Source organism: Lentibacillus daqui, assembly GCF_027186265.1.
In the GTDB taxonomy this organism is placed as follows: Bacteria; Bacillota; Bacilli; order Bacillales; family Amphibacillaceae; genus Lentibacillus_C; species Lentibacillus_C daqui.
On record NZ_CP114176.1, the window covers coordinates 1,374,776 to 1,387,064 of the forward strand.

Annotated in this window: 7 protein-coding genes and 5 pseudogenes; 9 read left to right on the forward strand and 3 right to left on the reverse strand. The window is 38.7% G+C overall.

The window, feature by feature from the left end; genetic code table 11:
• The first annotated feature begins 118 nt into the window (after nucleotides 1-118).
• The 5 genes and pseudogenes from O2S85_RS06930 (at nucleotide 119) to O2S85_RS06950 (ending at nucleotide 6,172) form a co-directional block, all read left to right on the forward strand.
• A pseudogene (locus tag O2S85_RS06930) lies at nucleotides 119-880 on the forward strand (MerR family transcriptional regulator).
• A 59-nt stretch (nucleotides 881-939) separates the two neighbouring features.
• On the forward strand, nucleotides 940-2,427 hold the full coding sequence (locus O2S85_RS06935) for an MDR family MFS transporter (protein ID WP_269411945.1): 1,488 nt from the start codon (nucleotides 940-942) through the stop codon (nucleotides 2,425-2,427).
• Between the two features lie 111 nt (nucleotides 2,428-2,538).
• Nucleotides 2,539-2,706, forward strand: a pseudogene (locus O2S85_RS06940) (MmcQ/YjbR family DNA-binding protein); the annotation flags it as partial.
• A gap of 151 nt (nucleotides 2,707-2,857) precedes the next feature.
• A complete protein-coding gene (gene pepV, locus O2S85_RS06945; protein WP_269411946.1) occupies nucleotides 2,858-4,282 on the forward strand; it encodes a dipeptidase PepV in 1,425 nt (474 codons plus the stop codon).
• A 78-nt stretch (nucleotides 4,283-4,360) separates the two neighbouring features.
• Nucleotides 4,361-6,172 carry a M3 family oligoendopeptidase gene (locus O2S85_RS06950; RefSeq protein WP_269412503.1) on the forward strand — a complete coding sequence of 604 codons (1,812 nt, stop codon included), beginning with the start codon at nucleotides 4,361-4,363 and terminating at the stop codon, nucleotides 6,170-6,172.
• A 129-nt stretch (nucleotides 6,173-6,301) separates the two neighbouring features.
• Here the strand turns inward: O2S85_RS06950 and O2S85_RS06955 are convergent, their stop codons facing one another.
• The gene (locus O2S85_RS06955; protein WP_269411947.1) at nucleotides 6,302-7,075 is read right to left on the reverse strand and encodes a MurR/RpiR family transcriptional regulator; all 774 of its coding nucleotides are present in this window, start codon (nucleotides 7,073-7,075) and stop codon (nucleotides 6,302-6,304) included.
• A 130-nt stretch (nucleotides 7,076-7,205) separates the two neighbouring features.
• On the opposite strand from O2S85_RS06955, the gene pfkB reads away from it, so the two are divergent.
• From pfkB to lacD, 4 genes and pseudogenes are all read left to right on the forward strand, one after another.
• Nucleotides 7,206-8,129, forward strand: coding sequence for a 1-phosphofructokinase (gene pfkB, locus O2S85_RS06960; protein WP_269411948.1), 924 nt, complete (start codon nucleotides 7,206-7,208; stop codon nucleotides 8,127-8,129).
• Nucleotides 8,130-9,506, forward strand: a pseudogene (locus O2S85_RS06965) (PTS fructose transporter subunit IIC); the annotation flags it as partial.
• Between the two features lie 105 nt (nucleotides 9,507-9,611).
• Nucleotides 9,612-10,040: pseudogene (locus O2S85_RS18905) on the forward strand (PTS sugar transporter subunit IIA); the annotation flags it as partial.
• Nucleotides 10,041-10,055: 15 nt separating this feature from the next.
• Nucleotides 10,056-11,021, forward strand: a complete 966-nt coding sequence (gene lacD, locus O2S85_RS06970; RefSeq protein WP_269411950.1) for a tagatose-bisphosphate aldolase — start codon at nucleotides 10,056-10,058, stop codon at nucleotides 11,019-11,021.
• A 115-nt stretch (nucleotides 11,022-11,136) separates the two neighbouring features.
• Here lacD and hemQ read toward each other — a convergent pair.
• Both hemQ and O2S85_RS06980 read right to left on the reverse strand, forming a co-directional pair.
• Nucleotides 11,137-11,879: pseudogene (hemQ, locus tag O2S85_RS06975) on the reverse strand (hydrogen peroxide-dependent heme synthase).
• A gap of 153 nt (nucleotides 11,880-12,032) precedes the next feature.
• A complete protein-coding gene (locus O2S85_RS06980) occupies nucleotides 12,033-12,278 on the reverse strand; it encodes a hypothetical protein (RefSeq protein ID WP_269411951.1) in 246 nt (81 codons plus the stop codon).
• Between the last annotated feature and the right edge of the window lie 11 nt (nucleotides 12,279-12,289).

The following is a 12,289-nucleotide window of genomic DNA, read 5'->3' on the forward strand; positions in this document are numbered from 1 at the left end:
GGGGATAGTGCAAAATGGTATTGATTACACATACTATATTATTTTTCAAATTTTCCTCTTGAACCTCCAGTTGCTTGAGGTTTTATAATGAATACATACTTTAATAGGAGGAATTTTGGTGAATAAGAAAAACAAGTTTTCCATTGGAGAATTTTCAGAAAGGACAGGAATACCTATTCCTACTTTGCATTACTATGATGAAATTGGTTTATTACGACCAGAAAAGAAACCTTCTTCAGGGCACCGTATTTACAATTATCAAGATATTATAACCTTACAAAAAATTTTAAGTCTTAAATTCCTAGGGTATAGTCTGGATAGAATCGCTAATTTATTACATGAATCAAGTTTTACCGCTGATTTGAATGAAAGTTTGTCCCTTCATTTGCAAACTTTAGAAAAAGAAAAAGAACAAATCGAGTAATCCATACAATCAATTAAAAGAGTAATTAAGTTAGTCGATGAAGAAGGAAAAGTGGATAGTACCTTATTATTTAGCCTTATTCATGGTATGCGTGCTGAACATATACATGAAGAATGGATGGATCGTCATATGTTAACGGATGTCGTGGAAGAGTTATCAAAGAAATCGGAAGAGGATAAAATCTCTTTAGATAAAACGTTTATTCAATTGTCTAAAGAAGTAAAACAATTATATGGTAAACCAGTAGAGGACCCAAAAGTACAAGAGATGGTTAAGATCTATTTAAAAGCATCTTTTTTATTCTTTGGAGAGGAATTGATGCAAAAACTGGCTGATACTAATATAGAAGAATTAGATATTCAAGAACTTATAACACCTTTTCCTTTCACAAAAGATGAACAAAACTGGCTTAATCAAGCGATGGAATATTATATGAAGCAAGAAGAAATAGAATAGCTTTTCATGAGCATTCTCTTCAATTTAAATTATGTCAAATAAAAAAACGAGGGAAAACCATGACAAACTCAACAGAAACAAAGTATGAATTTTTATCTGAAAATCCGAATGTCAAAACGTTGCCAATTATGGCAGCGTTAATTATTGGTGCTTTTTTTGCATTGTTGAATGAAACGCTTCTAAACATTGCCTTGACAACATTAATGCATGCGTTTGATATTACATTACCGACTGTGCAGTGGGTTGCTACTGGATTTTTGTTGGTTACGGCGATTGTCATTCCAATATCGCCGCTTCTAATGCAATGGCTTACGACAAGACAGCTCTTCATTGGAACGATGACAGTATTTACAATTGGTACAGCAATCGCATCAATCGCACCTACATTTTCTATTCTGCTCGTTGGACGTTTGATTCAAGCTATTGGCACTGGACTATTAATGCCGGTCATATACAATGTATTCTTATTGATATATCCTCCGCATAAAAGAGGGAAGATTATGGGGATTGTCGGGTTAGTAATTATATTTGCTCCGGCAATTGGTCCAACGCTTTCAGGTGTAATTGTCGACTATTTAGGTTGGAGATTTTTATTTATCTCCGTCATCCCTTTTACGCTTTTTTCAATCTTGTTTGCTTTTAAATATTTAATCAATGTCTCTGAAGTTACAAAGCCTAAAATTGATTGGATTTCTATTCTTTTATCAACTGTTGGCTTTGGAGCAACGATATATGGATTCAGTTCTGTCGGGGAAAATGAAGCTGGCTTTTCATCCCCGACAGTATTACTTTCCATTATTATTGGAGGAATAGCTATTATTCTGTTTGCAATCAGACAATTTAAAATTAACGGACCCCTAATGGATTTACGAGTATTCAAATTACCGATGTTTTCACATGCGGTTATTATGTTCATTATTATTGTAATGACAATGTTTGCTTCCGAACTGATCTTACCAGTATTCATGCAGGGTCCGATGGCCTTGGCGCCCGCAGTAGTGGGAATGTTGCTTTTGCCGGGCAGTATTTTAAATGGGATTATGAGTCCGTTTATGGGTGCTTTATTTGATAAAGTTGGGCCCCGTGTGATGATGATTCCAGCAACCATCGTTCTGACAGGAACAATGTTTATGTTTAGCCGACTAACAGCAGATACACCACCGTGGGTCATTATCGTAGGATTTATGCTGATTATGCTTAGTATATCCGCAACGATGATGCCTGCTGAAACAAATGGATTGAACCAGCTTCCTAAGCGTTTATATCCGCACGGTACAGCAGTAATGTCGACATTACAGCCGTTAAGTGGTGCAATCGGTGTCTCGGTATTTATCAGTCTTTTGAATTCTAAACAAGCAAGTTACCTGGAAGGTGTAGCAGTTCCCACGTCAGAGGCTTCCTTGACGGAGGCGGTGGTTGTTGCGGTAGAACATGTCTATTTTATTATCTTTATCTTTGCGATAGTTACAGTGTTATTGTCATTTGTCGTTTATCGAGCACGCCCAGTGGAAGAAGATAAACCGGCGGAAGAAATGCAGGAACCTTAATGTGAACCACCAAAAATTACTTTTAAAATAGCTTCAGGCATTTTATAGAGTAGAGAAACTGGCTAAATCCAATAGTTTACTGTCATAAGGTGAAGAATGTATAATTTAATTATTTTTGGTAGTCTAAGGAAACGACAAGGAATTCCACCCGGATATCATATGAATAAAGAACATTGGATCACACTTGTTTTAAATCGTTTCGATCCAACAGAAAAGATTTATCGTTTAATTGAGATAAGCTTTCATTTAACCAAGAAAACTAAACATTGTTCCTGCTAATAACATTTCAAATTACAAAGTTTGAGGAAAATCAGTCTGTTGGTTAACATTGAAATATTTTCTAAGTCATTACGATAGTTCAAATGGGTAAAATAAAGGAGTATGATGGATACATAGGCATAAAATTGAAACATAGGAGTGAAGATACAATATGGCTAATATCAATTGGATGGATGAAGTGTTAAAACGAAAAGAGGATTTCATCAAGGATCTACAAGGACTTTTGCAAATAAAAAGTGTCTTGGACGAAGAGGATACTACACCAGATGCACCACTTGGTCAAGGCGTTAAAGATGCTTTGCAATACATGTTGGACATTGGGGAGAAAGATGGTTTTACTTCTAAAAATGTAGGAAACTTGGCAGGGCATCTGGAAATGGGAGATGGAGATGAAATGCTCGGTATCTTGGGTCATGTAGATGTTGTACCTGAAGGGGATGGCTGGAGTGTTGATCCATATGGTGCCGTGATAAAGGATGGAAAGATTTATGCCCGTGGGTCCAGCGATGATAAAGGACCGACCATTGCTGCTTATTATGGCATGAAAATTGTAAAAGAGCTTGGGATTCCTCTTGGTAAAAGAGTTCGTTTGATTATTGGAACAGATGAAGAAAGCGACTGGCGTGGTGTTAATCATTATTTTGAAAAGGAAGAAATGCCGAGCATGGGGTTTGTGCCAGATGCAGATTTCCCAATCATTTATGCGGAGAAGGGTATCTCTGATTATGACATGGTACAGTCAGCCTCGACTGAACCATCCGATGCTACATGTGAATTATTGTCGTTTCAGTCGGGACGAAGATATAATATGGTACCTGATTTTGCGGAGGTTCATTTAAAAATGCAAGACGGATCAGATGCAATAAATTTAGAACAAAAATATCAGGAATTTCTCTCCAAATCAGGAGTAGATGGTAATGCCACCACAAATAATGATCAAGTCGTTTTGACATTGGTTGGCGTAAGTGCTCATGGTGCGGAACCGCGAAATGGCAAAAACGCTGGTATTTTTATGGCACAATTTCTGCAAGCAATGGAACTGGATGTACAAGGAAAGAAATTTGTTGACACTGTTGCGCAATTTTTTAATCATTCCCGTGGAGAGATGTTTGGCGTTTCTTATCAGGATGATGTCTCTGGTGAGCTAACCATCAACGTGGGAATCATGGACTACAGCAAGGAAACAGGTGGCCGTATTGGATTAAACATGCGTTATCCAGTTACATTTGACATTGAAAAAGGAAAGCAAAAAATACAAGACACATTACAAAATAGCGGGCTTCAATTAGAGAATTTCACCGATTCCAAGCCGGCTTATGTGGAAAAAAACGATCCACTTATCCAAACACTAAAAAAAGTATATGAGGAACAAACCGGAGAAAAAGCCGAACTGCTTGCTATCGGTGGAGGAACTTATGCGCGGGCGCTTGACCATGGAGTTGCATTTGGAGCTTTATTTCCCGGACGTGAAGATGTCATGCATCAAAAAGATGAATATGCCATTGTAGATGATTTATTAAAGGCAACTGCGATTTATGCACAGGCCATTTATGAATTGGCAAAGACCAATGAATAATCCAATCTGAAAAATCATAGAAGTTTCTAATTATATTCAAAACGTTTAAAATAGAGGAAAAGGAGAGTGAAGAAAGAAATGAAATATGAAGATACGTGGGATTTAGATAGCATTTTTCCCGGGGGTACGAAATCCAAAGAATTACAAACAAAATTGAAAACAATCAAAGAAGAAATCGATGCATACCAAAAATTGTTGAATGATTGGGATTTTGCTACAGATCCATCAGTCAAAACATTCAAGGCGATTTTGCAAAAACAAGAAACAATTGGTAAGGGTCTCGGTCAGTCTGCTACCTTCGTTCAAATGTGGCATGACGCATTCATGGACGACGAACATGCCAATGTGGTGATGGGGCAAGTAATGGATCTGTACAGCGAGATGCAAAAGCTGTCCAACACCTTTACGAAAAAACTTGTGGCTATTTCAGATGATGATTGGCAAAATCTTTTAGCAGATGAAACATTAAAAGAAATTTCCTTTGCATTAAATGAAAGACGTGATCAGGGGAAACGTCTCTTATCGGAGGAAGAAGAAAAGCTGATTTCCGATTTAAACAAAGATGGTTTGACCGCTTGGAGCCATCTATATGACACCATCGTTTCCATTATGACTATTCCATTTACAGATAAAGAGGGAAAAACTACTGAATTATCTGTTGGACAAGCCATGAACCTGATGTATACTGACCCAGATCCCGAAGTTAGGAAACAGCTTTTTGAAAATTGGGAGACGGCATGGGCAAAATATGCACCCATTTTTGCTGATAACATCAATCATTTAGTTGGCTACCGGCTGACACTGCAAAAGGCCCATAAACGGGAGGGTTATTTGGAAGAACCATTGGAATATAATCGTATGACCAAAAAAACGCTCGATGCAATGTGGTCAGCAGTTGCCAACCATAAACAACCTTTTATTGACTTTTTAAACCAAAAGGCAAACCTGTTTGGGATGGAAAAGTTGGGCTGGCAGGATGTCGATGCCCCAGTTGCATTAGGTAATGTCAAACCAACTCGTTTTACATATGATGAGGCATGCGACTTTGTGATTAATCATTTTGCTTCCTTTGGTCCAAAACTATCAGATTTTGCCAAACATGCACTCAGAAATCGCTGGGTGGAAGCAGAGGATCGCCCAAATAAACGCCCGGGCGGATATTGTACAGAACTTCCGGAATTTAAAGAATCCCGGATATTTATGACCTTTACCGGATCACCAAATGATACCAGTACCTTGGCTCATGAATTGGGTCATGCATTTCATAGTCATGTCATGAACGATTTGCCCGATTTAAATCAAGAATATGCTATGAATGTGGCGGAAACAGCAAGTACGTTTGCCGAAACAATTATTGGTAATGCAACCGTAGCAAATGCAAAATCAGAAGCGGAAAAAATTCAACTATTAAGTGCGAAACTGGAAAATGCAACGGCGATGTTTTTAAATATTCATGCACGGTTCTTATTTGAAAATGCTTTTTACGAGGAGCGTTCGAAAGGCATTGTCTCGGAAAAACGGTTGAATGAATTAATGATTGAAGCACAAAAGGAAGCATATTGTGACAGTTTGTCCGGTTATCATCCGCATTTCTGGTGCAGCAAATTGCACTTCTTTATCGATGATGTGCCGTTCTACAATTTCCCGTATACATTCGGCTATTTGTTCAGCTTAGGGATCTATGCGGAATACCTGAAAAACCCTGAAGGCTTTGAGGATAAATATATCGCCTTACTGAGGGATACCGGTTCGATGAAAGTAGAAGACCTTGCTGAAAAACATTTGGGCGTTGATTTAACCAAACAGGAGTTTTGGGCTGCGGGGATTCAATTAATGGCAAAAGATGCCGAAGAATTTATTCGTTTGACCAACGAGGTAGGAAAAAACTAAAGAAGTAATGATGCTCATCCGCCAGTATAGAGAGGTGGGTGAGCATCATTTTGATAATGGAGAAACAACAAAGGAATCTAAAAATGATGAAAGGGCAGTAAACGGACAAAATTCTGTTGTCCTGATTTTTTACATACGAATAGCGTAAGCATCCAGGATGATGCGGGCTATTACCTGTATCGGCAGGCGTGAGCGTACTTCATAATCCGGAAAATAAGATTTTTTCGATTTAAAACCTACCAATGAGATTTCACATAATTCATATAAAGGACTGTTTTGATTTGCGGTCAAGAGAATGGTACTTACAGCATTTTTTTGACAATTGGAAGCTGCTTCAACAAGTTCTTCTGTTTTTCCATTTAAAGAAACAAAAATAACGATGTTTCTCTTATCAATTTTTTTACTAATGGTTCGGATAATATTTGGGTCATCATGCAACTCACAACTTTTCCCCAACAATTGAAATTTAACCATCATTTCCTTTGCTATTAGTTCTGAAAACCCTCGTGCAAAGATTGTAATTTTATTTGAATGAATAATCTTTTGCAGTGCATCTTCAATCGTCCCGCTGTCGAGCAGTTCGATCGTTTTGATGACTTCCTGTTCATTTTTTAAAATAGCCTCTTTTATTTCTTTATCGATTTTCTCCACCGCGGAAAATGCGGGACTGGCATCAAACTCATCCTTTAAATGAATTTTAAATGCAGTAAAACCACTATATCCAAGCTTCTGCATGGTCCTAACAATGGTAGCAGTGGATACATTCGCCTGTTCGCTTAGTTTGACGATGGAAATTTGCGGGATTGCATTTATATGCTGTTTCATATAATCAATTAAATAGCGTTCAGTTTCACTTAAAGATTCATGCTCGTTTTTAACCCTGTTTAAAAATGTCTCTGACACTTAGACCAGCTCCAATAAGTAAAGTTTTACATTGAAAACGCCCTGTTTTGTAAACATTTTCGTCATCTATTGTGCCATAATTAGAATACAAAGTGAATTGCTAAGTAACAAAAGAAAGAGGGAATAACCCATGATATATACTTGTACAATGAATCCTGCCATTGATTTGTTTACGGAATTTGAACATTTCGCCCCATTTGTCGTCAATCGCAGTACCCAGGAAGATTATCAAGCGAATGGAAAAGCTATCAATATATCATTTATATTAAAGAAAATAGGTATTGATAGCACAGCTACAGGATTTTTAGGAGGATTCACTGGAGACTTTATCGAGTCGGAATTACGCAAAAAGTCGATCGGTGTTGACTTTATCAAAGTGGATGGAATAACAAGAATTAATACCTTTATCCGATCAGGTGATAAAGAATATAAAGCAGTTAATAAGGGGCCGGAAATCAGTCAAACGGCACAAGAAAAACTTCTTCAAAATCTGCAAATGTTAACAGAAGAGGATATGCTGTTTGTTTCAGGAAGTTTACCAAAAGGAATAAAAGATGAAATTTTTGTAGAGATTGCCAAATTATCTAGAAAGCAGAGCTTTCAACTAATCCTAGATATTAGTTCAGATCGTTTAATAGATTGTTTGGACTATCAGCCGTTTCTTATTAAACCAAACGATGAGGAATTGGCACAACTATTAGGTGTTCCAGCATTCAAAACAGACGAAGGGTTAGTTGCTGGTGCAAAAAAAATGCTGGATCTAGGAGCAGAGAGGGTATTGGTATCACGTGGTGAGAAGGGGGCGTTATATGTGGATAAGGAAAATATTTTATTCACGACAGCTCCAAAAGGAAAAGTGGTAAATACGGCTTGTGCTGGAGATACGATGCTCGGTGTGTTTGCAGGAAAGATGTTACAAACGAATAATTTGGAAACGGCATTAGTCAGTGCAACGGCTGCCGGCTCGTCAACAGCTTTTTCGGCAGGATTGAGTGATTTAAAGGATGTACCACAGTTAAAAGAACAAATTCAATTAAGAAAGGTGGTAGTCTAGATGAAGACATATAAAATTATTGCGGCTACTGGATGTCCCACAGGAATTGCGCATACGTATATGGCACAAGAGGCCTTAGAAGAAGCTGCGAAACGAAAAGGCATCACCATTAAAGTGGAGACGCATGGTCAGGAAGGCGTCAAAAACGCTTTAACCAATGAAGAAATCAAGGCAGCGGATGGTGTGATTATTGCTGCTGATAAAGATGTGAATGCCGATCGCTTTATTGGTAAACCTGTCATCAATGTTTCTGTCAGCAAGGGAATAAAAGAGCCCGATAAACTCATAGATCAAATGTTATCAGGCAATGTTTCCCGGTATAAAGAAAACCAATCCGTAGAGACGCAGCTAACAAGCCAAGAGAGCCAAAAAAATTCAATTTGGCACAACATTTATGTTTCTCTAATGAATGGTGTATCTCACATGCTGCCACTTGTGGTTGCTGGTGGTGTCATGACGGCTATTTCTTTCATGTTTGGTATTAATTCTGCTGATCCTGACAGCGCAGAGTATAATCAGTTCGCGTATTATTTAAATACAATTGGCGGTATTGCTATGAATCTGATGGTACCCGTGTTATGTGCGTATATCGCTGAATCCATTGCCAAAAGGCCGGGGATAATTATCGGATTCATTGTTGGTATGATTGCGTATGTAAATGGCACCGGATTCTTAGGTGGAATTGTTGGCGGTTTTCTGGCTGGTTATATCATGCTTGGTTTGGCACACCTGTTAAAAGGTATGCCAAAGCAATTGGATGGCCTAAAAGCAATTTTCCTCTTTCCTGTTTTGGGAATCTTTATTGCCGGATTTGCCATGTGGTTCCTTTCCGCACCGATGGAATCCATCAATCAAGGCATGATGTCGTTTTTAACGAGCGTACAAGACTCCAATCCAATTCTGTTGGGATTAATTGTCGGCTGTATGAGTGCATTTGATATGGGCGGTCCTGTCAATAAAGCGGCATATGTTACCGGTACCGCATTGCTGGCTCAGGGAGATTATTTCTTCATGGCAGGTGTATCGGCAGCTTGTATTGCCCCTCCGCTTGCAACTGGGTTTGCTGTGTTGTTTGGGGGTAAGGCTTATTCAACGAATGAGCGCAGTGCTGGATATGTGAATTTCCTGCTGGGTTCTACCCATATTACAGAAGGAGCCATTCCGTTTGCGGCAAAGAAACCAATTAAGGTCATTCCAATGCTTATGTTGGGTTCTTCCATTGCGGCAATATTAACGTATTTATTTAAGGTTCAGGTTCCTGCACCACACGGCGGATTCATTGTTTTGCCGATTGTTACCCATGCTATACTTTGGGTATTGGCAATCATCATTGGTTCGTTTGTCAGCGGATTCTTAATGGCCGCGGATCAAAAAAGAGCAGCTGCAAAAAGTAACGTTGCTGAAAAGCCAGTAAATGTGGTTGACGAGACAAAGCCAACTACGAAGGAAGAATCCGGAAACCTGGCTTCCGTACTTGATGCGAACCATATTTATTGTGATGTGCATGCAGCAAGCCAAAAGGCAGTTTTTGAAAAATTGGCTGATATCGCTATATCGGATGGAATTGGTAATGATAAGGATGCAGTTATAAAAGGGTTTATGGAAAGGGAAAAGCTAGGTTCAACAGGCATGGAACAAGGTATAGCAATTCCGCATACAGAACTGGATAGTATTCACAAAGCCAGTATTGTTATATTAAAACTTAATGAAAGTGTAGACTGGCATGCACTTGACGGGAAGCCTACCAATGTCGTCATTGCCATGTTCATACCGAAAGGAAAAAGCAATGATCATTTGAAGTATTTGTCTGAGGTATCCAAGCTTTTAATTCATCAGGAATTCATCGATCAGTTGCATCAGGCGAAAAATACCAATGAAATATATCACATGTTTATGGAACGTGTACAATAAAAAGGAGAATCATAAATGAAACCTATAAGCGATAAAAAAAGATTAGCTTTGAAAAAAATCATGAACGAAAATGGGATTATCAGTGCACTGGCGATAGACCAGCGAGGTGCATTAAAAAGGATGATGGGTGAGGCAACAACAACAGAGTCAATTGAAGCTTTTAAAGGTCTTGTTTCCGAAGTACTGACACCTTACGCATCTTCCATTTTGTTGGATCCCGAGTATGGACTGCCTGCCACGAAAAAAAGGGCCTCCAGTGCAGGATTGCTTCTTGCATATGAAAAAACCGGCTATGATACAACCAAACCAGGTAGATTGCCGGATCTCTTGCCAATCTGGTCAGCGCGCCGGTTAAAAGAGCAGGGAGCGGATGCAGTGAAATTTCTGCTTTATTATGATATTGATGAGCCTGTCACTATTAATGAACAAAAACATGCATTTGTTGAACGTATTGGCTCCGAATGTGAAGCAGAGGGTATCCCGTTCTTTTTGGAGATTGTTACGTATGATGCAACAATTACGGATGCAAAAAGCAAGGACTATGCAAAAGTGAAGCCACATAAAGTAAATGATGCCATGAAGGAATTTTCCAAACCGGAATATCATGTAGATGTATTAAAAGTGGAGGTTCCAGTCAATATGGAGTATGTAGAAGGATATGGAGCAGAGGCCGTGTATTCCAAACAGGAAGCGCGGGAACATTTTAAATCGCAGAGCAATGCAAGTGATTTACCGTTTATTTTTCTGAGTGCCGGAGTAAGTGCGGAGATGTTTCAGGAGACATTACGTTTCGCACATGAAGCAGGGTCACGTTTTAATGGTGTACTCTGTGGCCGCGCTACTTGGAAAGATGGTGTAAAAATATATTCCGAATCAGGCGCGGATAAAGCAAAGGAATGGCTGCAAACGCAGGGGAAGGAAAATATCGAAACATTGAATAAAGTGATTCAGGAGACAGCTTCTTCAGTCGAAAAAGATTGAATAAAGGTTGTTTTAAAAGGTGATGGAATATATGCCATCACCTTTTAAAGTGTTTATTTGAAATTGGAATCAGAAATTTCCAGCATCTATTTTAACATCCAGTAAATTTTTAAAATCAAACATTAAAATAGTCGGTAAAGTCCCCTTCAGGTAAGTAACACCCAATAAAGAACGAACCAAAAATTCCATATTTGGCACTGACCTCATCAAAACGTGTATCATAAATTAACTTCTTGAATTTTAATACGTCATCGCAAAATAGGCTGACTCCCCATTCATAATCATCAAACCCAATCGATCCAGTAATAATCCGCTTTACTTCATCAGTATATATTTTACACGTATCAATATGTTCGTACATCAAGCGGCCGCGTTCCGCCTTCGATAAGGTAAACCAGTTATTGTTTTCACCGCGTAGTTTACTCATAGGGTAAAAGCACATGTATTCCGTTTTGGGAATCGTGGGATAAAGTTTTGCGCGCATTACCGGATTTTTATATGGATCTGTTTCCAGCTTTGTGTAACTGCTTTTTTCAATAATGGAAACATAGGAGTAAGCAGGCTGCATGTAGTGTGCGAGCGCTGTTTTATTAAATTCATTTTCAAGTTTGTTTAAATCTTTCATGGTTGGACGCAGCAACATAAACATCAAGTCTGCCTTTTGCCCAACAATCGAATGAATGACATGGCTCCCCTCGTGATGGTCCTCCGTTGTCTGCCATTTGTTTTCCAGTTCATGGAATACATTGAGGGCATCGGTACGTTCTGTTTCAGTAGCTAGCTGCCATTTTCCCAATTTATCGTACGAAAATCATGCAATGCATACCATCCATCAAATGTTTCTACTGTTTTTGCCATTATGACCACTCCTAGGAAAATCATTTTACTTACAAGGTTAATGATAATGGGAATGGATCATTTAAACTGTGATGCGTATCACAATAGGATGAATAAAATGTGACGTATATGTCAAAAGACGTGTCCATTTGAATGACACGTCTTTTTACTTTATTAGCTCATCCCGAAGGTCCCCAGGTTTTGGCTATTTTGGTTTTGGTTCTGCATATTACTATTGGCATTCATTTGTTGGTTATTACCCATTCCCATATTTCCACTACCGCTCATTTGCGAAACAAACGGTACCATTTTTTCCATGGTTTGTCCCAATCCTTGCTGGTTCTTTGTCATGGAATAAAACGTTGCTGCCCCAACACCGACAGAAGCGACTAATGGTATCCATATTCCACTCTTTTGCATTTTATACCAAA